General features: G+C 52.0%; 23 protein-coding genes. 15 read left to right on the top strand and 8 right to left on the bottom strand.

Going from position 1 to position 25705, the window contains the following annotated elements; genetic code table 11:
• Positions 1 to 386 precede the first annotated feature (386 nt).
• From NT073_RS29225 to NT073_RS29160, 14 genes are all read left to right on the top strand, one after another.
• Positions 387 to 1124 carry a response regulator gene (locus NT073_RS29225; protein WP_297381169.1) on the top strand — a complete coding sequence of 246 codons (738 nt, stop codon included), beginning with the start codon at positions 387 to 389 and terminating at the stop codon, positions 1122 to 1124.
• A 313-nt stretch (positions 1125 to 1437) separates the two neighbouring features.
• Complete coding sequence (locus NT073_RS29220) at positions 1438 to 2379, top strand: NAD-dependent epimerase/dehydratase family protein (protein WP_297381167.1); 942 nt, start codon at positions 1438 to 1440, stop codon at positions 2377 to 2379.
• Between the two features lie 82 nt (positions 2380 to 2461).
• Positions 2462 to 2956: a nuclear transport factor 2 family protein gene (locus tag NT073_RS29215; RefSeq protein WP_297381164.1), complete on the top strand. Its 495-nt coding sequence runs from the start codon at positions 2462 to 2464 to the stop codon at positions 2954 to 2956.
• A 38-nt stretch (positions 2957 to 2994) separates the two neighbouring features.
• Entirely contained in the window at positions 2995 to 3534 is a 540-nt protein-coding gene (locus NT073_RS29210; protein WP_297381162.1) for a nuclear transport factor 2 family protein, read from the top strand.
• Positions 3535 to 3621: 87 nt separating this feature from the next.
• On the top strand, positions 3622 to 4716 hold the full coding sequence (locus NT073_RS29205; protein ID WP_297381159.1) for a DUF4440 domain-containing protein: 1095 nt from the start codon (positions 3622 to 3624) through the stop codon (positions 4714 to 4716).
• A 597-nt stretch (positions 4717 to 5313) separates the two neighbouring features.
• Positions 5314 to 6144 carry a protocatechuate 3,4-dioxygenase gene (locus tag NT073_RS29200; RefSeq protein ID WP_297381156.1) on the top strand — a complete coding sequence of 277 codons (831 nt, stop codon included), beginning with the start codon at positions 5314 to 5316 and terminating at the stop codon, positions 6142 to 6144.
• Positions 6145 to 6213: 69 nt separating this feature from the next.
• Positions 6214 to 6567 (top strand): hypothetical protein, encoded by a 354-nt coding sequence (locus tag NT073_RS29195; protein WP_297381153.1) that lies wholly within the window; start codon positions 6214 to 6216, stop codon positions 6565 to 6567.
• A gap of 12 nt (positions 6568 to 6579) precedes the next feature.
• On the top strand, positions 6580 to 7071 hold the full coding sequence (locus NT073_RS29190; RefSeq protein ID WP_297381150.1) for a nuclear transport factor 2 family protein: 492 nt from the start codon (positions 6580 to 6582) through the stop codon (positions 7069 to 7071).
• 153 nt (positions 7072 to 7224) lie between these two features.
• Positions 7225 to 7719: a RidA family protein gene (locus NT073_RS29185; protein ID WP_297381147.1), complete on the top strand. Its 495-nt coding sequence runs from the start codon at positions 7225 to 7227 to the stop codon at positions 7717 to 7719.
• Between the two features lie 47 nt (positions 7720 to 7766).
• Positions 7767 to 8324, top strand: coding sequence for a GNAT family N-acetyltransferase (locus NT073_RS29180; RefSeq protein ID WP_297381145.1), 558 nt, complete (start codon positions 7767 to 7769; stop codon positions 8322 to 8324).
• A 26-nt stretch (positions 8325 to 8350) separates the two neighbouring features.
• Positions 8351 to 8869, top strand: a complete 519-nt coding sequence (locus NT073_RS29175; protein WP_297381140.1) for a cupin domain-containing protein — start codon at positions 8351 to 8353, stop codon at positions 8867 to 8869.
• Between the two features lie 176 nt (positions 8870 to 9045).
• Positions 9046 to 9450: a hypothetical protein gene (locus NT073_RS29170; RefSeq protein WP_297381137.1), complete on the top strand. Its 405-nt coding sequence runs from the start codon at positions 9046 to 9048 to the stop codon at positions 9448 to 9450.
• Positions 9451 to 9472: 22 nt separating this feature from the next.
• Complete coding sequence (locus NT073_RS29165) at positions 9473 to 9985, top strand: DUF4440 domain-containing protein (RefSeq protein WP_297381134.1); 513 nt, start codon at positions 9473 to 9475, stop codon at positions 9983 to 9985.
• Positions 9986 to 10013: 28 nt separating this feature from the next.
• A complete protein-coding gene (locus NT073_RS29160; protein ID WP_297381130.1) occupies positions 10014 to 13262 on the top strand; it encodes a histidine kinase dimerization/phosphoacceptor domain -containing protein in 3249 nt (1082 codons plus the stop codon).
• Positions 13263 to 13622: 360 nt separating this feature from the next.
• Here the strand turns inward: NT073_RS29160 and NT073_RS29155 are convergent, their stop codons facing one another.
• Both NT073_RS29155 and NT073_RS29150 read right to left on the bottom strand, forming a co-directional pair.
• Positions 13623 to 14291 (bottom strand): YdcF family protein, encoded by a 669-nt coding sequence (locus NT073_RS29155; protein WP_297381128.1) that lies wholly within the window; start codon positions 14289 to 14291, stop codon positions 13623 to 13625.
• Positions 14292 to 14317: 26 nt separating this feature from the next.
• On the bottom strand, positions 14318 to 15640 hold the full coding sequence (locus NT073_RS29150; protein WP_297381125.1) for a M20/M25/M40 family metallo-hydrolase: 1323 nt from the start codon (positions 15638 to 15640) through the stop codon (positions 14318 to 14320).
• Between the two features lie 387 nt (positions 15641 to 16027).
• On the opposite strand from NT073_RS29150, the gene NT073_RS29145 reads away from it, so the two are divergent.
• A complete protein-coding gene (locus NT073_RS29145; protein WP_297381123.1) occupies positions 16028 to 16636 on the top strand; it encodes an RNA polymerase sigma-70 factor in 609 nt (202 codons plus the stop codon).
• Between the two features lie 30 nt (positions 16637 to 16666).
• Here the strand turns inward: NT073_RS29145 and NT073_RS29140 are convergent, their stop codons facing one another.
• The 6 genes from NT073_RS29140 to NT073_RS29115 are packed head-to-tail and all read right to left on the bottom strand — an operon-like array spanning position 16667 to position 25697.
• Positions 16667 to 17830, bottom strand: coding sequence for a serine hydrolase domain-containing protein (locus NT073_RS29140; protein ID WP_297381121.1), 1164 nt, complete (start codon positions 17828 to 17830; stop codon positions 16667 to 16669).
• Between the two features lie 23 nt (positions 17831 to 17853).
• Positions 17854 to 18942, bottom strand: a complete 1089-nt coding sequence (locus tag NT073_RS29135) for an alpha/beta fold hydrolase (RefSeq protein ID WP_297381118.1) — start codon at positions 18940 to 18942, stop codon at positions 17854 to 17856.
• 38 nt (positions 18943 to 18980) lie between these two features.
• Positions 18981 to 20297 (bottom strand): TldD/PmbA family protein, encoded by a 1317-nt coding sequence (locus tag NT073_RS29130; RefSeq protein ID WP_297381116.1) that lies wholly within the window; start codon positions 20295 to 20297, stop codon positions 18981 to 18983.
• Positions 20298 to 20352: 55 nt separating this feature from the next.
• A complete protein-coding gene (locus NT073_RS29125; RefSeq protein WP_297381113.1) occupies positions 20353 to 21996 on the bottom strand; it encodes a TldD/PmbA family protein in 1644 nt (547 codons plus the stop codon).
• Positions 21997 to 22005: 9 nt separating this feature from the next.
• Positions 22006 to 24210: a penicillin acylase family protein gene (locus tag NT073_RS29120; RefSeq protein WP_297381110.1), complete on the bottom strand. Its 2205-nt coding sequence runs from the start codon at positions 24208 to 24210 to the stop codon at positions 22006 to 22008.
• Positions 24211 to 24248: 38 nt separating this feature from the next.
• Entirely contained in the window at positions 24249 to 25697 is a 1449-nt protein-coding gene (locus NT073_RS29115; protein WP_297381107.1) for a SusD/RagB family nutrient-binding outer membrane lipoprotein, read from the bottom strand.
• Between the last annotated feature and the right edge of the window lie 8 nt (positions 25698 to 25705).

The following is a 25705-nucleotide window of genomic DNA, read 5'->3' as shown; positions in this document are numbered from 1 at the left end:
TAACCGTGTGGCGGGTCAAAACGTTGAACTTGGCCATGGCCTGATCAATGGTCAGCCGACCCAGGTTGATCTCTTCAACCATTTGACGCATCTTGAGCTCATGCGCCTGAGTACGAAGCAAAAATAAGTGGTCCATCTGCTGAAAGTGATGGTAAACTTATTTTAGGACAAGACAAGTTATAAAACTAAATCTTTTGATAGGCTTACTGGATGCCAGAAATCTTGCTTATCCAAATGACTTCACTTAATCAAGTCATTGGTTTCATAACTATAAAATTTGAGTTTACTTCGTAGCGGCTTTACAGTGTTGATTACCCTGCCAGCGATACCGAGTCCAGCCTTCGGTACGCGCGTACTGATTACTTGACGAATGATTAACAAATAGAATGGACGCCCCTTTGAAGTTGCTCGTCGTGGAGGACGATATGATCATTGCCGCCAACATCGCTCTGCAACTCACCAGACTGGGTTATGAGGTGAGCGGGATTGTGCCTCGGGGCGAAGAAGCCATTCAACATGCAGAAACCAACCGGCCTGACCTGATTCTGCTCGATATCAGTCTCAAAGGCTCACTCGACGGTATCGACACCGCCCATGCTATCCACCAGCAGTGGAACATCCCGATTATTTACGTCACAGCCAATACCGACGAAGCCACCTTTGCCCGGGCCATAAAAACGCATCCTTACGCTTATATAGCCAAGCCGATCCGGGCAATTGAGCTACAACGGGCTATCGAGTTGGCCATGAGCCGCCTGGCCTACGAGCCGCCCACCTCTGCCAACCCTGCCCCCGACGCGCCCTTTGTGCTCAGTGACCGGATTTTTGTGCGGCACCGCGAAAAGATCGTCAAGATTTTCATCGCCGATATTCTCTACGTGGAAGCCGACCGCAACTACTGCCACCTTTGGACAGCCGGAAAGGAATACCTGCTGACAACGACCCTGAAGGTGATGGAAGATAAACTCCCGGCCAACTTTTTTGTACGGGTACATCGCTCCTATCTGGTCAATCTGACGCAGGTCGATGAGGTAGGCGAAGGCCATATCGGAATCGGGGGGAAAACGATTCCGCTCAGCCACCTCCTGCGCGAGGCACTACTGAAACGAATCCAGACCATTTGAGGCCGCCGGGAAAGACCGGCATTACCGTTCACACATCCGGTAAGAAAATACCCCCTTTCGGACAGTAAAAAGATGCGCTCGTCCGGGCGAACTTGGTTGGGGAATACGCTGGCGATAGTTTAGATCCGTTGTCGGCCAAATGGCGTTGTCGAGTCGATTGGGCCAACCGCTTCTAATCCACCCCAAAATGTTCTCAACCATGTGTCTTTATTTTGCCACCGTCTCTTCGCCTTAGTTCTTCTTCCTCAACCAAGTCTGTTCACCTCCTCATCACCGGGCTGTAAACGGCTCGGTGGTTTAACCCCATAACGGTATGCAAACGGTAGGCATCCTTGGCGGAGCTGGCTTCATTGGCAGCTACGTCACCCAAAAATTTCTGAACGAGGGCTATACGGTGAAGGTATCCACGGCAGACCTTGCCAAGCCCGAAAAATACCAGCATCTGCATCAGCTTTCTCACGCTGAAAACCTGACCGTCAGTGAAGTGGACGTAACCAACGAAGCGGCCCTTGGCGAGTTTTTACGGGATTGCAACCTGGTGGTTCATAGCGGCACTCCCTTTCAATTAGCCGCCGAGAATCCGCAGGAAGAGGTGTTCGAGCCGACCGTCCGCGGTACCGAGAACTTGCTGAAGGTGGTCAGCCAAACGCCTTCGGTACAGAAGGTGGTGTTCGTGGCCTCGATAGGAGCGCTCAACACCGCCTACCCGATGCCCGTCCCACACTACCCTGCCGACCACCTGTATAACGAAGCTGACGAGCCGTATCTGGACCCCGAAGCCATTCCCTACGCGCAGGCCAAGTACTACGCCGACCAGGCCGTGCGAACATTCGTGGCCACGCACCCCCAACCCGGTTTCGAGATCGTAAGCGTGTCGCCCACGGGCGTGATGGGTAAACCGCTGTCGGCCCGTGAGGATTCAACGTCGGTAGGCCTGCAATACCTTATCAAGCATAAAATCGCCCCCAATCCGTTCGTGCAGATGATGTTTGACCACGATGTGGAGATGGCCATTGTGTCGGTTTCCGACGTGGCCGAGGGAATTTTTCGGGCCGCAACCACCGCCGGGCTGCATGGCAAAAACTACCTGCTCAACAGCGAAAGCTATAAAATATCGGACATGACGCTCATGCTGAACGGCAAAGCCCCGATCAACGCTGCCCGAAACGTGTATAGCTATGCGTTGGCTGCTCAGGAGCTGGGCATGCAGTTCCAACCCGCCCACATACCGCTCAACGAGTGGGCCGACGTTTGATATCCTTATACAGGCTTCCAACGTTCGCCTGAATCCGTTTCTTCAGTCAATCCCAATCCCCAAAACCAATCAAACTTCACCAATGAAAACCAACCAGGTACCCCTGATGCTGGGTGCACTTGCGGCTACGCTTTTATTCACTGCCAGTTGCAACTCGCCCGCCAAAGACAGTGCCGTGACGGTCGATAACGCCACACTCAAAAAAGAAATCGAAGCCGCCAATATTGAGTTCGCAGGCTTCATCGCCAAAGGCGACTCGGTGGGCATGGCCAATTTCTATACGGAAGACGCGAAACTGATGTTCCCGAACGCACCAGCTATCGTGGGTCGAAAAAATATTCAGACGGCCATACACAACGTCCTCGGTTCTGGAATCGCCAAAGCTGAGTTTACCACCATCGACGTATGGGGAACCGGCGATTACGTGTCGGAGGAAGGCCAGTCAAGCCTGTTCGATAAAGCCGGTACGCAGGTGGTCAAGGACAAGTACATCGTCCTCTGGAAAAAGGAAGCCGGTAAATGGAGGCCCTTCCGCGACATGTCAAGCTCCGATCTCCCCCTGCCTGCGGCTAAGTAGGTCAATACAATCAATCCACCCTCTTTAACAATAGTCCATTGAAAACCAATCAAGTATCCCAGATGCTGGCCGTTGTTACGGCCCTGTTCCTGTTTGCCGCCGGTTGTAGTTCACCTGCCAAAGAAACGCCTACTGAGACAACCGCCATGTCGGCAATGGCACCTGAGCAAAAGCAGGCGATTGAACAGGAAATTTCTTCTCTTGTGAAAGAATTCTTCCGGCAGGTCGAAAAACTGGACATCGAAACGTGTATGTCCTACTTTGAAAGTACACCTGATTTTCAGGCCGTCAATCCCGATGGCACCTTCGGCGATTATAACGCACTCAAAAAATTGAACGCAGACGGGTTTAGCCAGATGAAGACATTGAGTGCCGTGCCATTGAAGGAAGCGATTCGAGTTTTGACTGACTCGCTGGTGCTGTATACGTTCACGATGGAGCAGAATGCAACACTTAAAACCGGCCAGAAACTAAAGTTTGAACACGTAGCGGGAACGATGCTCTTCACCAAAATCAATGGCGCGTGGAAAGCGACGTTTTACCAGGAGTCGGCATCGGCACCGGTAGCCGTCAAGTAGATCGTCGGTATGCGGGGCGAATCGAAGGTTTGCTCTGCATAAAAATTGGCCCTGTTGAACAAACCCAATAATCAACCCAAACCTCGTATGAAAACCAGTCAATTACTCATGCTCGTTGCCCTGCTGCTGGGCAATTTCTCGCTTCACGCACAGTCCCTGAACCCAGAGGCCGTGGCCTTCGTGAAAACCTACCAGGATGCCTACAACAAAGGCGACCGCACCACCCTGATGACCCTGTTCAGCGATAGCGTTAGCCGGATCAACCGCGACGGCAGTAGTAAAATGTTACCCAAATCGTACTGGAACGACGATTACATTCGCGATTTCGGCGAAACGGTGGGCACCTACCAGGACTTCACGGTGAAAAGCACCAAAGTCCTGCCCGGCGGGAAAATGGCCATCGCCACTACGTTCACGGGCTACGATTTTGACCGAAAAACAAACGCCAAAGTACAGCCCGCGCCGGGTTCGATGGACCTGATTATTGGCAAGGAAGGCGGTCAGTGGAAAATACAGCAGGAAAAGCTGCTATTGGGTATTTCGAGCCTCGCCGATGAAATGACCGAGGTGGTCAAGAAATTTCAGGATGCCTACAACCGCGAAGACCTCGCCACGCTCAAAACCCTGATGACCAGCGGCATCGTCAGGACCGCACCCGATGGCACTACCCAAACCGGACTCGGTAAGGAGGTTGCCGGTCTGACCCAAGCCTTTGCCGATGGGGAGGTGAATACGGTGATCGGCATCTCGAACGGCGTACCGCAGTTTGATGGCAGCGTGATCCTGACGGGCATCTTTCGTCAGAATGGCCGCACAACCAAAGGCCAGTCTATTCACTATGACGGAGCCTATAGCAACCGGGTGATCAAGGAGAATGGGCAGTGGAAACTGGGCGAGATAAAGACGATGCCCGTCGTTAAAACCATCACCTACCACAAGGTAGCCGACTATGCCGCCTGGAAGAAGGGGTTCAACACCTTCGCCAACGAACGGCGGTTTGCGGGCGAGCTGAGCGCCGAAGTTAGTACGTTACAGGACGACCCCAACATGGTGTGCATCATTGCCGAGTGGGCCTCGGCTGAAGCGGCTCAGGCTTTTTTTGCCCGCCCCGACCTGGCCGCCACCATGCAGAAAGATGGTGTTCAGGGCAAACCGACCATCATGGTTCTGAGCAAAAAATAAGTCGAGGCCTTTCCGCCTATATCCACACCTGCCGGGTGGCACGGAATGAGACGTTACTGACAGCTTCTGAAGGAACGAACCGGTTTTTTATCCATCTGGTCAAATGCACGGCCAGATGGTAAAAAGTTAACCTGAAAACCATGTCACTCAACACCCTGCCTACGCTCTCATAACACCGTTCGTTACGGTACTTCAGCTTTGCGATGCTGTACGTGGCGCAGGGCATCCACCTCGAAAAGCACCTGGCGCGGGTAGCGGAATTGGAAAATGCAAACCCGGCCGCGGTGGGCGCACTGGCAGTATGACCGATACTATGAAACAAACCGTAGGCCTCGTCCTGGCAAATCCCACAGGAATGACCGAGGTGGTAGCCGAAACGTCGTTCAGGCTTACGCCCTTTTTTAATCGCCTGTCTTACCAGTAAGTCAATCAAACCCAGCATTCCTGGAAAAGCAACCAAACATCCCCCGTCGAAGCTGGCTTCGCCTAAGCGTTGGCCTGGCTGCCGGCACGGTCGGCACGGCGTTTACGCTGACCGATGCCGACAAAGATCGTTGCGCGGTTACGCCCCGTCAGGAACTTGGGCCATTCCCAACTATGCAGTTCCGGTCGCAGGCCGACCATGACGTTGACCTCACGCAGATAAACGGACAGGCAGGCATCGCTACGGGTGAGGTCATCATCGTGAAGGGTCAAATAGTCGACACCAGTTGCCAGCCCATTGCCGGGGCTATTGTTGAGATTTGGCAGGCTAATCACCACGGCAAATACCGCCACGAGTATGGCGACTCCGGCCAGTCGGACCCCAACTTTCAAGGCTGGGCGCAGGCAGTTACCAATGCAAACGGAGAATACCAGTTCAAAACGATACTGCCGGGATTGTATGGTCATCGGGCGCGGCATATCCATTACAAAGTAGCCAAACGCGGCTACCACGAACTGGTTACGCAACTTTACTTCGATGGCGAGGAACGTAACAGGACCGACGAGATTCTGAACTCATTTACCCACGAAGAACAGGTGCGGCTGACGGGTAAATTAGACAAAACTACCCCAACGCCTACCATCGAGTTTACGATCAACCTCGACAAGGTGCAGGTGGGTATGCTGCCCGCGAAGGTCCTGGCCGACTACACCGGCGAGTATGTATTGCAGGCGAAAGGCACAGACTACGAGCAGATTCTCAACAGCTTTCTGGGTGGCCCCTACGACAAGGTGACCATGCAGGTGGAGCAACAGGATGGTCTGCTTTATCTGACTACCACCAAGGCCCCTAAAGTTGAACTGTTCTGGAAAGCCAAAGATCAATTCGATGCGGCTTCATTTTACGACACGGTGCTAACGTTTGGTCGCAATGCTGCCGGTAAGGTAGTGTCGGCCACGTTTCGGGCGCGGGATGGACACGAGCTGCATGGCACACGAGTGTAATTCTCGCCCTACTTTTCGCATGGATGTGCCTGGTAGTTTCCGGGCAAGTGATAACTCAATAAATAACCTATGAAAGTCCTCCTCTTGCTCACCATGTTGCTGGTCGCGTCATCCTCCGTGGCGCAGACTCCCGCGACCGCCCGGTTTAACAACGCATGGCATTATTCACTCAGCGGCTACGAAGTGGATATAACCTTCCTGTCAGACTCGACGTTGCACTGGCAGGACAAAAACAGGGGAGAAACCAACAAAAGTAAAACGCTCCCCATCAACGACCACGCCGTGCTGACGGGCTGGCAGGAAGCGGACAAAACGTTTGTCTCGCTCTACTCCGATTTTGCGACCGGCGAAGCCCACTGCCACGTGTTTCGGCCCGACGGAAGGATTATCCCGATGAAAGGAACGCTCGTGCCGAAAAAATAAAACGCCCAAACTATGCTTACCCAGAAACCAATCCCCTTTGTCTGGCTGGCCGGTACGTTCATTGGCCTGGCACTCCTAAGTTGCAACGCGCCCGCTCCCTCCACCGATACACACAGCCGTACCGACATGGTGGAAGCAAAAAAAATTATTCAGGACAAAACCAGCCGGTTCACCAACGCACACATCACCGGCGATACGGCCTTTCTGAATAATATCTTCACGACGGATGCCCGAATTTTTGCGCCCGGTTCGGATGTGGTAACCGGGCGACGCTCGATTGAAGCCATCAACGCGCAATACGTCGGTTACGGTATCAGCGAGTTTCGCGAAGAGATAACGGCCCTGTACGGCAGCGGGGACTATCTGATTAGTGAAGGCCCGTATTTGATGCGCTACGGCAAAGACAACATCACTGAAAAAGGGAACTACCTGAACGTCTGGAAGCAGGAAAACGGCGACTGGAAACTCTACGCCAACATCTGGAACACCAGCGCGCCACAGTAAGGCGAATTTTTAACGTGAACCCCACGCTCAAAACAGAAAAATGAAACCATCAACCTACCCGGTCCTGCTTGTTGCCTTTCTACTTTTTTTAGGTAGTTGTAAAGCGGGTATATAGCCAATAACCTCACAGCCTTTTCTCTATTCGATAGACCCATGAAAATCAACCAAGTTATTCCCGCTTTTGCCGCCCTGATCCTGTTTACTGTCGGTTGCAATACCGCCCCCCAAAAAGCAGATGAGAAACCAGCGGCTCAATCCGATGCACCGGAGTATTTTATGTTACGGCCCGAAGTCGAAAAAGCGTATGGCTATTCCCACGCTGTTCGGATTGGTAATGAACTGAAAATATCGGGTGCGGTCAGTATGGACGAGAAAGGAAACCTGACGGCTAAAGGCGATCTGGGCCAGCAAATGAAAAATTGCTACGCCGATCTGGACAAAATTCTGAAGCACTATGGCTACACCTGGGACGACGTTGTGGTGGAGAATATTCTGACGACGAACATGCCCGAATTTGTGAACCAGTCGGCTTATCGAAATACGATCTATAAAAAGCAGTTTCCGACCGGGTCGTGGTTTGGCGTAAAGGAATTAGCCTTGCCCGGCCAGTTGATTGAGATTGAATTAGAAGCCTATAAAGTGCGCTGATTCGGTAAGGCCGCCACAGAAAGTGAACAACCAAAACTTAGTCAAAAATGAACGAAAGTGGAAGAGTAAAGACAAGAACCGTTGTCATTCCTGACGACCTGGAAGCCGTTAAAAAATTGTGGTTTGACTATTTGGTTTGGGGTAACGACAAAATGCAAGAACTCTATGGCGTCCATCCTCATAATCCCAAAGAAGCGGTTGACCAGGATATTCAACAGATTAGCAAGTTTCAACCTCCTTACGGACAGCTAATACTGGCTATTTACGAAGGTGAAGTATGTGGACTTGGAAGCCTGAAACGTATCAATCCCGATATCGGTGAAATAAAACGAATGTTTGTTGATCCAGCTAGCAGACGAATTGGGGCTGGCCGAGCTATCCTCGACCGACTTTTACTTGAAGCGAAAAAAGTCGGTTATAAAAAAATTCGGCTTGACAGTCCGAAGTTTATGGAAGCGGCTCACGCCTTATACAGGCGTGTTGGTTTTCGTGACATTGACGCATATCCGGAAATGGAAATCCCCGCCGAATTTAAAGACTATCTGTTATTCATGGAATTGGATTTAATGATGAAAATCGACTCAATATGCAAAGAAGAAAATTAATTCAGTTATTTCTTTCGATTGTACCGATGGCAACTATCACACCTATTCTTGCAAAAGCGCAAGAGAAATTCAGACTACTAAAAGGAGAAGGATTTAAAGTAGAAGCTGATAAAGACCGATGGAATGAGGATACGATTTTTGGAAAGGAAAAAAATATGAAGTGTAAAGTTTCAGGTAAAGACACTAACAATAGTTTATATGTCGTAGAGGAAAATGACCCCGTAGATGTTGGCCCACCTTTACATATTCATCCTAATCAAGATGAAGTATTCTTTATCACAAAAGGAAATTACCTTGTAAAAATTGGGAATGATGTATTTAATCTTAAAAAAGGCGACACTGCGTTTGCGCCAAGAAATATTCCTCATTGTTTTCTTACAATTGGAGAAGGTCCCCACCAAATGATTCTCACATACCAACCTGCGGGTAAAATAGAAGAGTTTTTTTACAATAGAAAAAATCCAGCTTATACGAACGGAAAAACTCTTGAGCAGCAATTTAAGGAACATGATATGGAGATTGTCGGCCCTAAACTCACTAAATAAAACGGCGCTTGACTTCTCATTTCCAATGCATATTTCTTTTTCCTGAAGAACAATTAAATCAGCGCACCCACAAAACTTATTATTGACACCTGATTCATATTCGAGTAAAACAAATAAGCCCAGCCTACACTGCCGGGAAATCGACCTTAAAACAGTAAAACCAACCAATCAAACCCATGAAACAATTCCTGATTTCCCTGGCTGCTCTTTGGCTGCTGGTTAGCCTCGGCATGTCGACATCTGCACAGGCTCAACAAACGGCAACGACTCAACTCAAAAGTATTCACCTTTTCGATATGCCAGCGGGTGTAACGGAGGCCCAGCTTTCGGCGATGATTGGCGAGCTGAACACGATCATTAAACGCCTGGGCTACAGTAACGCCGGATACACACTCTACAAAGTAGACGGGAAAGGAGCTGACAAATACCGCTACTTCTTCGAGGGCAACTGGCCCAATGCCAGCGCGTACCAGAAAATCCACGACGACAAATCGTTTCAGCAAGCAGATAAAAAACTGGGTACGGTGTACGAGAAAATAAAAGCCGTTGAACTCTACCGTCGCTTAGTGAGAGTGCCTTAATCGTCTAACCATCAATAACCCAATGAAAACCAATCCATTTACCCTACTCCTGGCCGTTGTTGCCATCACGTCTGTCTGCGTTACTGGTTGCAACGCCCCCACCCAAAAAGCAGAAGCTACCACTGAGCAGGTAGTGACTAAACCCGATATGGCCGTTATCAAAACGGAGATACAAGCTATCGAAACCGAATGGGCCAGCGCCACAACCGCTAAGGACATCGAAAAAGTAATGGCACTCTACACAGACGACGCCATAGAAATGGCCGACGACGAACCCATGTCCGTGGGAAAGGATGCTATCCGGCAGGTGTTGCTCAAAAGTATGGAAGCGCGCAAGGCCGGGACTACGGTTTCCTACGAGACGATGGACGTATACGGCGATAACAACGTAGTGACCGAAGTCGGGAAGACAACGGTTAAAGACGCGGCTGGCAAGGTAGTGAGCACCGGCAAATACATGGGTATTTTTGAAAAGCGCGACGGAAAGTTTATCTGCATCCGCGATATTAACAACGAGGATCAGAAAGGCAAGTGAAGTAGCTTGGGCTAACAAACAGGTCAACATGAATGGACACGTTGTTTTTGGGTGGCTCCTCCTGCTATTGTGCCTGTCCGCATCTGCCGGGCAGGCACAATCCACAGTGCTTTACTTCGACGAACCTCCCAAAGAGACGCTGGGCCGTAACCGGAATCAACTAACCATCAATCGCTTCTTTACCGACCGCGACGATTTTCTCTGGCTCGTCGGCGGCAGTGGCCTGAACAGGTACGACGGCCATGAGATCGTAACGGTACGCTCTGATCCGGCGAATTTGAACTCCCTCTCCTCGGCACGGGTGGCGGATATGATTCAGGACGAGCGAGGCACGTTCTGGATAACCACCCGCGACGGGGGCCTTAATGCCTACAATCAGCGAACGGGCAATGTGGCCCATTTTCGACACCTATCAACTAACAAAACCAGTTTATCATCGGATAAACTCCGGTTTCTTCAACGCGATGAATCCGGTTATCTCTGGATCGGCAGCGATTATGGCATGAATCGGTTCAACCCCAAAACGGGTAGCACTGTCCGTTTTTTGCCCAAACCAGGCGAGGCAGGGCAATTGCAAGGCAACCCGCTGTCGCCCATTCTGGTGGCCCCCCATTATGTTTACGTTTGCACAACGGCCGGGTTCGAGCAGTTTGACCGAACCCGTAACCGTTGGCGGTGCTTTCCGACTGTAAACAAATCAGGGGTGCCCGTCATTAACGCTACCGATGGCCTCAATGTGATTAACGGCCTCTGCAAAGATCGCCAGGGCCTGATCTGGATGGGTGTTCCGGACCAAACCGGGCTGCGGGTTTTTGACCCCAAAACAGGGCAAATCAATTGGTTCGATAAGCGAACAGCCGATGGCAAACCCATTCCGTTTCCAAACGTGATTCTGGAAGATCGGGCGGGGCGGCTTTGGCTTTGCTGCGATAACGACATCTTCCGCATTTCAGCCGACCGTACCGTCGTGGAGCATTGCACACCCGTAGCCATCAGCAATGGAGAACAACTCAGGGAACTGGTAACCCTCTACGAAGATGGACAGGGGTTAATCTGGCTGGAGCGGGCGAGCGATAAAAATCCGCTTTTCTTTGACCCCCGTCAGGAACGCCACCCCAACATTCCACTGCCCAAATTCAGCAACACCGCCGGTACCGTTCCAGCACGACCCGTAACAGAGTCCCTCATGCCCGACTCGGAAGGCTTCCTTTGGATCAGTACCGATCTGGGCCTGATTCGCTATAATCCGGGTCAATCCAGACTGGGTCAATCCAGACCGGGCCTGAATGAGATGAAGGTTGTCTCAAAACAACCTCTCACCTATTTCACCCTCACGCTGCCAGGTTCGACCCGAACCGGCTACGATCCATACCTGCTGGTTGGTGCGGAGGCTGGCCTGTTCGTATACAACAAAAAAACGAGCCGTCTCACACCCGTCCGCTTAGATAAGGTCGGGAGTAAGACGATCTTAAACGCCATCGCTTCGGTTATTGACCGGGATGGCGACCTCTGGATTTCGACTTGGGGGCAGGGGCTTTTCCGCATTCCGAAGGGCGGCTTATCGGTCGAGACGGGGCTGGTGAGTACGTATGAACAGTGGAAAAACGATCCCACCAACGCCAATAGTTTACTCTCGAACACGCTCCAGAAAATTGCGGTCGATGCCCAAAACACGGTGTGGGTGTGCGGAGCCGCTCATGGGCTTAGTCGGGTAAACAAACGAACCCGGCAAGTGCAGCGGTTTGTACTCCGGCAAGGCGACCCCTACGGACTGGCCAGTAACTACACCTTTGAGCCCGTGATTGATAAACAGGGTGATGTGTGGATAACGAGTGGGTATTCGGCTCCCTTACAGAAGCTGTCGGTCAAAACAGGACGATTCAAAAAATATGGTGCCGCAAACGGGTTCACGGATGATTATTTTGCCCACGCTACCCTCGACAGAACCGGCAAAATCTGGTTCAACCAGAATCAGGTGGTATCCTGTATCGACCCCCTTACGGAGCGCGTAACCACGTTTCCGCAGTTTGTAGGCAACTCGGCTTACTCAACGCCCATTACCGCACTGGCCACTACCGGCGAGATTTACTTCGGTTGCCAGAACAACTTACGGCGGTTTGGGCCAAACGATACCATCCACATCATTCCTAAAGCCTCATCACCGCTTCGGTTGGTGGGCGTTTCCTGCTTCGACACCTACGGCACGCAAACCATGCGGCCCATACCCCCGGATCGCTGGCGAGCCAATGAGCTGGCATTGTCGCACCGGGAAAACACCTTAGAACTAAAATTTGCGTTGCTGGATTACCGCAACACCAGCAGTCGTGCCTATGCCTATTCCCTGACCGGACCGAATGACGAGCCACAATGGGTAAGTATTGGCCTGAAAAACACCGTTGATTTTGCCCAGATGAAACCGGGAACGTATCTGTTTCACCTGAAAGCCAGTAATAGCGACGGAATCTGGACAAATCTGGCGCCCCTCCGCATACACATCAGCCCCCCCTGGTGGCAAAGCCTTTGGGCCTATTCGGCTTATGCGCTGCTGCTGCTACTCGGCTTTTGGTACTTATTGAAGGTCCGTCTGCGTGAACAAGCCCGCGAACTGGCCCTTCAGGAAGCCGTCGTCATTAAACAGCAGCGCGACGAGATTGCTCAGCAAAACGCCCAGAACGAACTCCTGCTGAAAGAGATCCATCACCGGGTCAAGAATAATCTGGAAGTAGTGTCAAGTTTGCTGGCCTTGCAATCGGCTAAAGTTACTGACCCCAACGTTCAGGAGGCCATTCAGGCCAGTCAAAACCGGGTGCAGAGTATGGGCATCATCCACCAGAAACTCTACCAGGGCAAGCAGTTAGGGGCCATTGAGATGCGCGATTATTTTAATAATCTGGGCGAAAGCATCCTCGATTCGTTCGATGCGGCCAGTCGCATCACCATCATCTGTTCGATGCCCGAGCTGGTACTGGATATTGACACGGCGGTTTCCATAGGACTAATCACGAATGAGTTAATAACCAACTCGCTCAAATATGCCTTTATCGGCAGGGACAACGGCACAATTCGCATCAGCCTGACGCGAATGGACGACGATTCGTTACTGTTGGTGGTAGCCGACAATGGTATCGGTAAACAGACTGTCGAAGCCGTCAACGAAACGGGCTTCGGCACCCAGTTGGTGGAACTGCTTACCCGCCAGCTCGATGGTGTGTTGACCTACGAAAACCAGCATGGGACGTTGGTCAAACTCCGCTTCAACCGGCCAGTCATTGCCTGAGTCCAATCAAAATCAGAACTCTGTATTCGACCGTTTGCTTCTCTGGCACCAATTTCTGGCTTTCCATAAGGGTCGTTTTTGTTCTATAACGAACCTGTTGAATTCCGTACCTTTTCATCTCCTCCTTCTGGTCGGACCGTTTTCGATCACTAAAAGGTCGTTGATTTTACCAATTTATCCGTTATCTATTTTATATTCAGAGCCTTATACTAGTATCAAAGATTACGAAAATCGTTCATGAAAACGTCCAATAAAATCAGGACAAGACAACGAGGGCGTGTGCGACTGATTAGATTGGACAGATAGTAAAAAACTTAATAGTACGCCAAAACGCACTATTAAGTAGAAAAGACGTGTCGTCTAGGTCGAAGCCAGGTGTCTACCATAACCGGCTTCGACCAGCGCTTCATACGCCTGCCAGACATCGTCCGGGATTTCCTGCGGTATCTGAAAGCCTTTTTCGGGATAGATTTTTATCCGCTGAAGATCGCCAACCATGATACTGATGACATCGTCGGGGGTTAGTTCCGGGTTGGAATACGTACTCAGATAGTCATCAAACGAATCCTGTGGCGATGTAACGATCACTTGTTTTTCGGGCCACACTTTTCGGAACGTGGCAAAGCTCCGCCGTTCCATGTATGGCTTTTGTACAACGATAAACTTGTCGATCTCCAGTTTGTGCTCGGCCAGAAGCTGCCGGGTGAACAGCACATTTTCGCCGGTATTGCTTGACCGATTCTCGATCAGGATACGATCTGCCGGAACGCCCATGTCCTGAGCAATGCGGGCAAACATATCAGCCTCCGGCTCTGTCCACATGAACCGGGTAATTACGCCCAAACCACCGGAAAAGATGAGCAGGGGTGCCCAGCCTTCCAGAAAGAGTTCTGCTCCCCGTTCGGCCACCCGTAAGTCGTGGCTGCAAAGCACGAGAATAGCGTCTGCTTTGGTCAGTGGATGATTGGTATGGTGGTAGTTCCAGAGTTTTACCGCCAAATCGTGTATGTAAGGGGTCATTTCACTCATTTACTTCGTTGCCTAAGCAGAATAAATCAGGGTTTTGCCAGCCCGGCTTCGGCCACCAGTGTCAGTAAAGCGGCCTGAATGGCTTTATAAGCGTCATTATCATACCACCACTCATTAAGGGCGTGGTTACCACCCGTTGTACCGCCCTGCCCAATGGTAACCGCCGGAATTCCTTTCGAGATGGGGATATTCCCGTTAGTAGAGCCACGTCCAATTTTAGGCGATTTGCCAAAATAAGCAATAGCGGCCATGGATCGCTGCACCAGGGGGAGTGTTTCGGGCAACTCGCCGGAAGGACGCTCGCCAATCCGGACAAAGTCGACGGTTAGGGCTGGCCCCGACCGGCGCATCTGGTTGTGTTCTTCGAGTGCTTTCTGAACGGACGATTTCAGCAGTGAATCAATAAGCACGAGGTTTTCCGGTATTTCGGAGCGCATATCCACTTCCATCCACGACGAAAAGGGAATGGAGTTAACCGATGTTCCACCACCAATGCGTCCTACGTTAAAACTGGTACGCGCACCGGTTCGGGTGAATTTGTCGGCGGCTTTCGAGAAGTAGTGGATGGCAGAACCCAGCGCGTGTTGCGGGTTTGCCAGGCCGAAAGCGCCCCACGAATGCCCACCGGGGCCTTTGAACGTAATCCGGTAGCGGTTAGAGCCCAGCCCCATGTTACTGGCTCGTCCCATATCTCCCGCTTCAATGGAAATCCAGGAGTCGATTCGGCGGCTTTCGTTGCTGAACAGGTGTTTTACACCCCGTAAGTCGCCCAGCCCTTCTTCGCCCACGGAGCCAACGAACAACACATCGGACTGCGTTTCGATACTGGCTTCTTCCAGTGCCCGCAGCACCGCCACCACGGCCACCAGCCCGCGTGTATCGTCGCCAATACCCGGTGCATAGAGCGTATCGCCCTTTGTTTTTACCGTAACGTCTGTTTCAGCCGGAAATACTGTATCCAGGTGACCGTCGAGGGCCACACAGCGTTTGCCCTGTTTGCCTTTGCGCAAGGCAAGTACGTTGCCGACCTTATCCGTCCAGACCGAGTCGGCACCTGCTTCTTTCAGCATCGCTGCGAACCGGATTCCGCGTTTTTCTTCCTGAAAGGGCGGAGCCGGAATCTCGGTGAGCATAATCAGTTCGTCGCGGTTCCGTTTGTTTTGGGCGGCAATGAATTGAAACGCCTTCTGGACCTGCTTATTCTTCGCTAACTGGTCAATTTCCTTACTGTACTGGGTTTGCACGTTAGCCAGTTTGCCCGGTTCCAGATCCTGCGCCTGTAGCGTAGAGTGGGTTAGTAAGCTGGCGATCAATAGTCCGGTAAGACAGGTGGGTAGTCGGTTTAGCATACTGTTTTTGTAAAAGTTAGTCAAGAGCTTTTAAAGCGGTCAAGATACTGATTTTTGAACAGGCATTCTGCCAGATCATCCACCAATCCGGGTGTAGTCACTACGCACAGGCGGCAAAAATCACCTTAAGCCATAAGTTTATCCATCATTTTCAGCCATAATTACCGTAGATCAAAGAATCCATTAAATTTCATATTTCTAAACATAGTGAGAATAATATTTTTATATTTAACTAAACTTTAGAATTAAATTTTAATTAAATAAACAAAAATAGATTTATTTCAAGATTACCTGTTTGACGATTCTTTTCTGTCTGGTTCGCGGCCTGTTTTATCCACCCAAATCCGTAACGATCAATACCCATGTCTATCAAAACTTCTTCATTCAATGATTTTTCCGAACGAAAGCCTGTTGCTCGCTCAACTCTCCGCTGGAGACGAAAAAGCCTTTGGTAAGCTATATGCCTTTTATCATCCCTCTATTTGCCGATTTATCATTCGTTACATCGAATCGGCAGATGTAGCAAATGATATCTGCCAGGAGGTTTTCATAAAAATCTGGGAAGACCGGCACAAGCTGCTGGATATCAAATCGTTTAGCGCCTATCTTTTCGCAGTTACCCGAAATCACACATTTAATTTTTTGAGACGGGCAGCCGTCGAAAACCGGATCAAGACGTATGTCTCCAGTAATTATTGCCTGTCGAAGAATGATACCGAAGAATCCCTTCAGTTGAAAGAATACCAGCAGTTTCTCCAGACTACCCTCGATACCCTGCCGCCCCAAAGCCGAACCGTTTTTAGACTTTGCCGACAGCAGGAGAAAAGTTATGAAGAGGCCGCCCAGATTTTGGGCATCTCCAGTAACGCCATTAAAAAGCACATGGTGAAGTCGATGAAAGTGATCCGGTTTGCCGTTAAAAAAGACATTGGCCTTGCCTTCAGTGTGCTTATGGAAATCGTTTTCGATGTTAGTGATGTACTGCTCATTGCCTGATTAAGCCACAAAAACAGGAACAGGCCAGCGCTATCTACCAGAATCGACCAGGAACAGTTGCGCCAGTTCAATAGCGTATTCGTCGATTTTTATCGATCCGATATTGGCCTGAATCGCCACAACCACCTGCTCTGCGGGAAAGTTGATCAGGAAGGAACGGGTGCCTTTCACGGTGCCGCTATGCCCGTACCAGGTGCGTCCCTGCCGGTCTTTGCCACTCCACCAGATGAGCCCCTGCTCCAGTGGTTCTTTAGGCTGGTTTGGGTTTGCCCGGAAGTCCTTTTTGTTCTTGTCGAACTGAGGTTTGTAGAGCTTTTCGAGTGTGGCGGGTTTCAGCAGAACGCCTTTGTTGAGGGCTACGGCCAGTTTCAGCATGTCTTCGGGCGTGGAAAGAATACCGCCACTGGAATACTTGTAGCTGACATCTTCGTAGGGTGCGTTGACGAGCGTACCATCCGTATCTTTCACGTACCCTTTCCCCCGATTAGCCACAATTCGGGAGGGCACATCGAAGCAGGTGCTCAACATACCTGCGGGTTGCCAGATGTTTCTCTTCATGTACTCCTCAAACGGAACACCCGATACTTTTTCTACGATGCCGTGCATCAGGCTGCTCGAATAGGACGAGTAAGAATAGTAGGCTCCAGGCTCAAAGAGCAGCGGATCGTCGCGGAAGATGGTCGTGGCTTCTTCGAACGTGTCGTAATGCCGCATCCGTTTGATATTGTAGTTATCATTATCCTGCTTTGCGTAATGCCGGATGCCTGACGTGTGCGTGAGAATCTGGTTGATCGTAATGGGTTTCTGCTTTTTTGGCATGTATGGCAGGTATTTCTGAATTTCGTCGTTCAGATTGAGCAGCCCTTTTTCTTCCAGTTGCATCACGGCAATAACGGCCACCGCTTTGGAAACCGATCCGATGCAATGTACCGTTTTGCCGTTTTGCGGCACCCGGTTATCCAGATCGGCATAGCCAACGCCCCCCGAAAAGACGGTCTTCCCCCTCACCGAAACAGCTGCCGAAACGCCCGGTGCGCCACTTTGGTTGGCTACCTGCTGAAGGTAATCCAACACGTACGAATCCGCGACCGGGTGTACGGGTGACGTGCGAACTTGTGGCGTTTGGGCCAGCGAACCAATCGCCAGCCCAACGCTGCAAAGGCTTAAAATAAAGATCCGGTATAGATTTTTCATGATTGTAGTACCGACCGTCGATACTACTTCTTAGGGAAGTAGCTGGCTTCGATGAGGGCTTTTACGTCTTTGAACTTCTTGTTGGGCTTGAGGTACTGGGCCAGAAAATCATAGATTTTCATGCGGCTTTCTTTGGCCCCGTACGAGTCGATCCGGTTGAAGGTATGCCCACCCGGTGCTTCTTTGTAGATTTCGTACTCGAATTTTTTACCCTCGGCTTTCAGCGATTTGATCAGGTGTTCCACTTCCAGCACGTTTACATCTTCGTCGTTGGTGTTGGTATGTATCAACAGGGGCGTCTGTAGCTTTTCGGCATTCCAGGCCGGAGAACGTCTGCGGTATTCGGCCACGTTCTGGTCGGCCGATTTACCGATGTGGTAATCCGCCGAATAGGCATCCCGGTAACTCTGACTCTTGTAGCCCATCCGGGCAACGAGGTCGCTTACGGGAACACCGGCGTATCCCACGGCATAATCTGACGGGTGGTCGAACAGGTTGAGCAGCGTAATCATCCCGCCATGACTCCAGCCCATAATCCCGACGCGTTTTTTGTCGATAAAATCGTAGTTATCGAGCATGTAGTCGCGGCAGCTTTTGGTATCCTCCACTTCCAGTCCGCCGTAGTCGATGAGTTGGTAAAACCCCTGCCCGTAACCGGTGCTACCCCGATAATCGGGCGCAATAACTACGTATTCCTGCGCCGTTAGTTCTTTGATAATATGCGCATAAGCCGTGTTAAAGTTGCTATGAACCCCGCCATGCGGCAACACCAGCAGGGGGTATTTTTTGGCCGGATCGATCTTAGCCGGGATGAATACATAGGCCGAAAAGCGAACCGGGTTTTTGGCCCCCTGCCCGGTAGGATTTTTGATAACGGCCGGTGGCGGCCCGGTAATGATGACTTTGTCCACAACGGTAGCATCGCCCAGCCGCTGGCTCCAGGTGAGGTCGTCAATGGCTTTGTCGAGCGCATCGAACTGATGCTGCATGGCGGCCAACTGACGCTGAACGGCGTTTGCCTGAGTTGTAGACGCAGCTTCCTGCGCCATTGTCTGGTGGTGCAGGATGGCCACTAACAAGAGCGATAAGACAAGTCCGGTGAGTTTTTTCATGGGTGAAGGGAAATAGAGTTAGTAATGAAATTGTCTTCTTACACCGCATCCGAAAGGCTGCTGAACGTGAAGTCCCGAATGCGCAACGGCGGTACCAGATTACCCCGCGTCCGAACCGGAATCCCCATAGCCTCCAGGTTATTGAGCATGATGACCGGGCTTTCATTGAAGCGGAAGTTTTTGACCGGGTGCTTTATTTGTCCCTTGTCGATGTAAAAGGTGCCGTCGCGGGTGAGGCCGGTATAGAGCAGGGTCTGCGGGTCGAGCCAGCGGGTGTACCAGAAACGAGTGACCAGAATGCCCTTTTCGGTTCCTTTGATGAGTTCGGCCAGGGATTGCGAGCCCCCTTCCATGACAAAGCCCGACGGTTGCGGGAGCGGCTTCGCCCCTTTTTGCTGCGCCCAGTACGGCGAGTAAGACATATTTTTGACCACGCCCTTGTCGAACCACATCACCTTTTCGTGCGGGTAGCCCTCCGACGAAAACGGCGAACCGGGAATCTGCCCGTTTCCGGGATCGGAATAAATTGTGACCCGCTCGTCGAGTATCTTTTCACCCAGACGCGTCCCACCACCTTTCTTGCTCAGGAAACTACGGCCTTCGTCGGCGGTGCGGGCTTCCATAGCGCGGACCATGAATTGCACCAGTTCGCCAGCAGCCAGCGGCTCCAGAATAACGGTGTACTTGCCCGGCTCCAGCGCAACGGCCTTTTGCGACGCCTTCGCTTTTTGAATAGCAACCTCGGTCAGTGCAGCCGTGTTAAGTTTGCTGACGTCGTTGAAATCACCCGCAGCATAGCCGGAACCGGTGCCGTCGGGGGTGCGAATGGTCAGCGAGAAGTCGACATTGGTACTTTTGTGGTATCCGAAAAGGCCTTTGCTATTGCCGATGGCGTTAAAATTCGCGGAGTCTTCCAGAAAACCCGCCCCGCTCAACTGACTGTCGCGGATGGATTTGATGCTGGCTCCGGCGAGTTTGGCCCGGTCGGGGGCTTTCATGTTGGCTGTGGTATCGACAAAAGCCTGCGGTTTGCCGAACGTCTGCGGCCCCGGCATCGGCATGTACTCCGGATTTTCGGGGGCCAGCCGCGCCATTTCTTCGGCCCGACGAACGGCTTTTTCCAGCGATGCATCGTCAAACTCGTTGATATCCGACGTACCCGTTTTCTTTCCCAGCACCGAGGTAATGGACAGCGCCAGGTTATTGGACGCTCCGGCAGTGGATACCGAGTTGCGGGCGAAGCGAATATTCCCGGACCGACCGCCGGTCAGTTCGACCTTCATCTCGTCGGATTTGGAATACCCTAATACCTTATCTATGATCTTTTTGGCTTCCTCCTGGGATAAAATTGCCATGCTTCAGCTGTTTTGGTGCCATAGAGATGTGCGGTGCATCTCCGTGGCATGGTTTTTAAATTTTACGACCTGTGTTGATTACATTGACACCGTTGAAGCGCGTGGTGGGACATCCGTGCGAAACGGCACTCACCTGACCCGGCTGCCCTTTACCATCGAAGAAGGTTCCGAACAGGCGATAATCGTCTTTGTCACAGATTCTGGCGCAGGAATTCCAGAATTCCTGGGTGTTGGACTGGTACGCCACATCGTCCAGCATACCCACAATAGCCCCATTTTTAATCTCGTAAAAAAGCTGCCCGCTGAACTGGAAGTTGTACCGCTGCTGATCAATGGACGACGACCCGCGCCCCAGAATATAAATTCCTTTTTCGGTGTCCTTAATCATGTCGTGAATGCTGTATTTGTCCGGCCCCGGTTGCAGCGACACGTTGGGCATTCGCTGAAACTGCACACTGTCCCAGCTTTCGGCGAAGCTGCACCCCTGCGATTCGTTCTCGCCCAGCAGATGCACCTGATCGCGGGTGGCCTGAAAATTGACCAGAATACCGTCTTTCACCAGCGGCCACTGTTTACAGGGAACACCTTCGTCGTCGTAGGCCACCAGACCCATGGTGTTGGGCTGGATTTTATCGGCCATCAGATTGACGATCTTGCTGCCATACTGAAAGTTCTTCGATTTCAGCTTTTCCATCGACGCGAAGCTGGTACCGGCCAGATTGGCTTCATAACCCAGCACCCGGTCCAGTTCGAGCGGGTGTCCGACGGACTCGTGGATGGTCAGACCCAGGTTGGACGGATCGAGAATCATGTCGTACTTTCCCGCCGGTACTGATTTTGCCGATAGTTTTTCTTTGGCCTGAAGAGCCGCCAGCGTGGCATCCTCGATCATATCGTAGGCATACCGATACACGGTCGGACCATTGGGCACCACAATTTTCTCGGAAGCTTTGTTGCTCAGGTATTCGTATCCCATGCCGATGGGCGCACTGAGCGCGTCGCGGGTTTTGAAACGGCCCGTCTGTTTGTTCACCGCCGATACCGTAAAGGTGGGCCACATTCGATGCACGTCCTGGTCGATGTACGAGCCATCGGTAGAGGCAAAGTACTTCTGTTCGTTCACGAAGAAGAGATTGGACGTAACGAACGACGCACCGTTTTTCATGGCGGCACCGTTCACCTCCATCAGCAGGTCGATCTTTTCCTTAACCGGAATATCGAAGGCATTCTTCTGGATGGGTGTTCGCCAGGTTTGCTCCCCTACCCCTTTCTGCGGGGCCAGCACCACCGGTTCCAGCTGAATTTCGGCATTGGCCTTCGCCATTTCCACGGCCATTTCGGCACAGGCGGCAATGCTGGCGGGCGTCATTTCATTGGTCGACGCAAAGCCCCAGGTGCCGTTGGCAATGACCCGGATGCCAATACCGTACGACTCCGAATTGACAATGTTCTGCACCTTGTTTTCCCTCGTGAACAGGTACTGCCTCAGATACCGGCCCACCCGTACATCGGCATAGGTGGCCCCTTTACTTTTGGCCGCGTTCAGGGCGGCATCTGCCAGTCGTTTTTTTACCGCCACATCCAAACCCGGATTCAGCAATTCCTCCGCCGAAATCCGGTTTCCGGCCATTGCTCCACCCGCAAACAGGGTAGCGCTCAGACCCAGACCGGATAACTTCGCAAACTCACGTCTTTTCATAGATAATGATCACTTATCGCCGGGATGGTAAATTTTTTCGGCGTGTTTATACACCTCGTCTTTATAGAAATAAATCTCCTTGTACGTACCGTTAATATAGCCCTTTACCTGATCCAGATAATGCGGAGAACTGGGATCGGTGCTGGCTCCGCCGGTCAGGATGGTTTTAGCCCGGAGTTTATCGCCAAACTCGACGGCGGCTACGAACGTATTGCCCGTAATTCCGTAGCGTTTGTGCGTTTTTGGTGTCTTTCGGCTCACATAGGCATTCAGTGAGCCCATAAAACCGGGTGTGGCAGGTACGGCCCAGCTTGGTTTGTCGTCGCTGGGTTCGTTATCGGCCGTCCGCTGAAACCGGTTGTCCGTTCCCCAGGCAACCTGCCAGGTGCCAAACTCCTTTTCGAGTTCGGCCACGACCTGAGCCAGCGCCGTGACCTGCTCCATGGGCGAAATGAACTCGGTGGTGATGGCTGCTCCGTTCGTTAATGCGTATTGTTCCTCTGTGGTGGCGGGTTTCGCCAGACGGGCCATATCGAGTTGAATTATTTTTTCCATCCAGTGTACCGCCAGCGTGGTCGCAACGGAACTGGTGTCGGCCCTGAAATCCCACTGTTTTAGCACCTCGATGGGTTGAGCCAGTTTCGTACGGATAGAATCTGAGGATACCGCATTGTAAGCGGCAACCAGACTCGGGATAAACCGCTCCCCGCTGGGCAGATAATTGTCGTACGAGGCCGCGATGACATCGTCCATCGTCGCATTTTTGAGGAGCGTCAGCACCCGAACGGCATGAACGGCCCGTGGGGTATGGCCATCGGGAAGCATATAGGACGGCAGTTTCAACATGACCGTATCCAGCTTACCGATGGCGTACAACGGCGTTGAGTTGCAGTTCTGGATCCAGCCGTTTGCCGGGTTGAGGTAGTGCGGCATGTCGGTCAACTCGTGTGTCCCCTGCCATTCCGTCGCCGGGGTGGTTCCGTCGACGGGTCGTCGCCAGTCGAGAAGCGGGTTTTTCTTCGGTACGAAGTTCCCGTGCCAGTAGGCAATGTTCCCGGCCTTATCGGCATACACAATGTTGCTGCCCACCATAGCCCGTTTGTTAATGGCAGTAGTAAACTCCTTCAGGTTCCGGGCTTTGGTTTTCAGCCAGTTCATAGCCAGCAGGTCGATGTTAGGCTCATACGTTTTGAGGGCAATCCAGCGGGTGGCGGTGGCGTACACGATCGGGCCGTGGTGAGTTCGGTAGGTAACAAACGTTTTCGTGCCTAGCCCGCCCCCTTTTTTCTTGTACCGAAGTTCGTGCGTGGTGCTGTCGACCGATTTCCAGGCACCGTTGTAGCGGTACATCAGCCTGCCGTTTCTGCGTTCGACGACCTCGGCGTACAGGTCTTTGGCATCCGACAGCGAAACGGGGTGCATCCAGCCGCAGAACTCGTTGAAGCCCTGAAAAATGTTAAACTGCCCCAGAAACGGTGCGCCATACACATTTAGCCCTTCGTTGCTCACCATCTGAACTTCCAGTCGGCCATAGTATTCCGAATGGGGGTTGATGAGCAGGATAGCCTTCTTATTCTTCGTTCGCGACGGAGCCAGTGCCCAGCCGTTAGAGCCGTCGTTTTTAGGTGGTTCGGCGGTAAAGCTCCGGCTCCCGGTAGCGGCCTGCGCCACCTCTTTCAGGTAAAACGCTTTGAAATCGGGTTCGCCGACGTTGCTGCCGCCCATAGCGGGGACGTTGTTCATCAGAATCACCCAGGGCTCAACGCGGGTCAGCAGTTTGGGTTTTACGGCCGGGTGCGTAATGAGATAATAGTTGATTCCACCGGCATAACCATCGCAGAGCTTCTTGAGCCAGTCGGGTGTTTTTTTGTAGAGCTGAACGGCCTGCGCGGAGTCGATGTACATGTGCGTCCAGAGGTCGCGGTAGATGGCGGCTTCGCCTTCGAGTTCGGCGGTACGCCCCAGTCGACCAACGATCGACGTTTCTACTTTGTCGAAGTACTCTTCGCACTGAACGTACATGAGACCGAATATAGCATCGGCGTCGGTCTTCGCGTACACGTGCGGAACGCCATATGTGTCTTTCACGATCTCTACACCTTTGGCCTGTTTAGCTAATTCATCGGCCTCCTGAGGAGAGAATTGAGCCTTGGTGGTGAGTGGGCTGATAAACAGGCAACTAAGGGCAAAGAACAAGTAAGGGGGTAATTTCATTGGAGATTGGGTTACGGGGAGCTTTTACCACCCCCAACTTACTTATAAATCGCCATTGGGTCAAACAGGCTCGGGGCCGAGCGGGGGCTGTTCGGGTTTGAGTTCAACTCGTTCTGGGAGTAAATGAACCGCCAGGGTAGCTGACTGCCGTTGTTGGGCTGAAGTTTAACGCCCAAGCCTTCCGTACGGGTCCGGCGTTCGTCATTCCAGCCCAGATGCTGCCCGTAAAAGGTAACGTACCGCTCTTCCAGAATTTCCCGCAGCAGGGCGTTCGATGCCGTGATGCCGTCTTTGTTTTCCATTCCACCAGGGGCAAAGTCGGCGGCCACATAAGGGTCGTATTTGTAAGTACCGGCCACTTTATACGTCGCGTGCAGGTAGCCGCCACTGTTCAGAAAACTGCGGTAGGTATTCAGGTGTGCTAGCGCCACGTCGAAACCTTTTCCGGCACGGAGGGCCATTTCGGCCAGGGTCAGGATGTTTTCCTGATAGGTTACGAGCGGAAAACTGGCATCGCGGGCAAAAAAGCCCCGGCTGGCGTTCGTCGTGAGCGTATTGGGTTCGATCACCCCCGGCGCATTAACGCCGTTTTCGAGGTAATAGAATTTGAACCGGGCCGTCTCGTTCGTTTTGGCATTACCCCGGTACGTAGCCGCCTTGGCGGGGTTGAGCAACAGGGCATTGTAGGCGTTTTCGCCGGTGATGCTCCCCGCCCGGATGTTGGTCAGGAAGCTGTAGTTGGCGTTTTCGTTCACGCTGGCCGTTGTGCCGTGTAGGGCATACATGGAGTTAGCGAACGTACTCACCCCCGCCGTAGCCGCCGTGTAGGCATTGTCGTACTGTTTCAGGTCGACATAAAGCCGGGCTTTCAGGGTATTGGCAACCTGCTTCCACTTCGTCACATCACCACCAAAGAAGATGTCTTTTGTGCCCACCGTACCAATGCCGGATTCCAGATCGGCGATGCCATCGTTTAGCCGGGCAATCAGTTTGGGGATCAGTTCGGCCTGCGTTTCGAAGCGTGGGTTCGGGTATTTAGTCGCATCGCTGGCTTCGGTAAACGGCGCATCGCCCCAGAGCTCCGTGACGGTACCAATGTTCTGCGCCTGGATGATCCTGGTGATGCCGCCCATCACACGGTTCCCCAACTGATCGGCTTTTTCGAGTGCCCGAACGGCATTTTTATTCACGCCGGTGTAGAACAGGTTCCAGTCGTCGTCGAAGTTGGCGGCTGTGATCTGGTACTGTCCCCAGGTGCCAAACTGCTGAAAACTTCCGAACCCATAGCCTGTCCAGACAATGGTGAGTCGGCTGGCCATGCCTTCCTGTGCGGCCATGTGGGCGATCTGGGTGCCGGTAAAAATATATTCGGCAGACGCGTCTGTTGGATTATTGGGGTCTTTGTTCAGGTCGGACACCAGCGACTCACAGGAGAAAAGTATCAATCCCAGCAAGGCGGTGCAAAGGGTTTTATATCGTCGTTTCATTCGATGGC

Source organism: Spirosoma sp., assembly GCF_026391055.1.
Taxonomy (GTDB): domain Bacteria; phylum Bacteroidota; class Bacteroidia; order Cytophagales; family Spirosomataceae; genus Spirosoma.
The sequence above is the reverse complement of the archived record's forward strand: the minus strand, read 5'-3'. Positions and strand labels throughout refer to the sequence as shown.

Bases quoted from the DNA above. Each gene is read 5' to 3' on its own strand.
- NT073_RS29225 (WP_297381169.1), top strand. From the start codon at position 387: ATGGACGCCCCTTTGAAGTTGCTCGTCGTGGAGGACGATATGATCATT.
- NT073_RS29220 (WP_297381167.1), top strand. From the start codon at position 1,438: ATGCAAACGGTAGGCATCCTTGGCGGAGCTGGCTTCATTGGCAGCTAC.
- NT073_RS29215 (WP_297381164.1), top strand. From the start codon at position 2,462: ATGAAAACCAACCAGGTACCCCTGATGCTGGGTGCACTTGCGGCTACG.
- NT073_RS29205 (WP_297381159.1), top strand. From the start codon at position 3,622: ATGAAAACCAGTCAATTACTCATGCTCGTTGCCCTGCTGCTGGGCAAT.
- NT073_RS29200 (WP_297381156.1), top strand. From the start codon at position 5,314: ATGCAGTTCCGGTCGCAGGCCGACCATGACGTTGACCTCACGCAGATA.
- NT073_RS29195 (WP_297381153.1), top strand. From the start codon at position 6,214: ATGAAAGTCCTCCTCTTGCTCACCATGTTGCTGGTCGCGTCATCCTCC.
- NT073_RS29190 (WP_297381150.1), top strand. From the start codon at position 6,580: ATGCTTACCCAGAAACCAATCCCCTTTGTCTGGCTGGCCGGTACGTTC.
- NT073_RS29185 (WP_297381147.1), top strand. From the start codon at position 7,225: ATGAAAATCAACCAAGTTATTCCCGCTTTTGCCGCCCTGATCCTGTTT.
- NT073_RS29180 (WP_297381145.1), top strand. From the start codon at position 7,767: ATGAACGAAAGTGGAAGAGTAAAGACAAGAACCGTTGTCATTCCTGAC.
- NT073_RS29175 (WP_297381140.1), top strand. From the start codon at position 8,351: ATGGCAACTATCACACCTATTCTTGCAAAAGCGCAAGAGAAATTCAGA.
- NT073_RS29170 (WP_297381137.1), top strand. From the start codon at position 9,046: ATGAAACAATTCCTGATTTCCCTGGCTGCTCTTTGGCTGCTGGTTAGC.
- NT073_RS29165 (WP_297381134.1), top strand. From the start codon at position 9,473: ATGAAAACCAATCCATTTACCCTACTCCTGGCCGTTGTTGCCATCACG.
- NT073_RS29160 (WP_297381130.1), top strand. From the start codon at position 10,014: ATGAATGGACACGTTGTTTTTGGGTGGCTCCTCCTGCTATTGTGCCTG.
- NT073_RS29155 (WP_297381128.1), bottom strand. From the start codon at position 14,291: ATGAGTGAAATGACCCCTTACATACACGATTTGGCGGTAAAACTCTGG.
- NT073_RS29150 (WP_297381125.1), bottom strand. From the start codon at position 15,640: ATGCTAAACCGACTACCCACCTGTCTTACCGGACTATTGATCGCCAGC.
- NT073_RS29145 (WP_297381123.1), top strand. From the start codon at position 16,028: ATGATTTTTCCGAACGAAAGCCTGTTGCTCGCTCAACTCTCCGCTGGA.
- NT073_RS29140 (WP_297381121.1), bottom strand. From the start codon at position 17,830: ATGAAAAATCTATACCGGATCTTTATTTTAAGCCTTTGCAGCGTTGGG.
- NT073_RS29135 (WP_297381118.1), bottom strand. From the start codon at position 18,942: ATGAAAAAACTCACCGGACTTGTCTTATCGCTCTTGTTAGTGGCCATC.
- NT073_RS29130 (WP_297381116.1), bottom strand. From the start codon at position 20,297: ATGGCAATTTTATCCCAGGAGGAAGCCAAAAAGATCATAGATAAGGTA.
- NT073_RS29125 (WP_297381113.1), bottom strand. From the start codon at position 21,996: ATGAAAAGACGTGAGTTTGCGAAGTTATCCGGTCTGGGTCTGAGCGCT.
- NT073_RS29120 (WP_297381110.1), bottom strand. From the start codon at position 24,210: ATGAAATTACCCCCTTACTTGTTCTTTGCCCTTAGTTGCCTGTTTATC.
- NT073_RS29115 (WP_297381107.1), bottom strand. From the start codon at position 25,697: ATGAAACGACGATATAAAACCCTTTGCACCGCCTTGCTGGGATTGATA.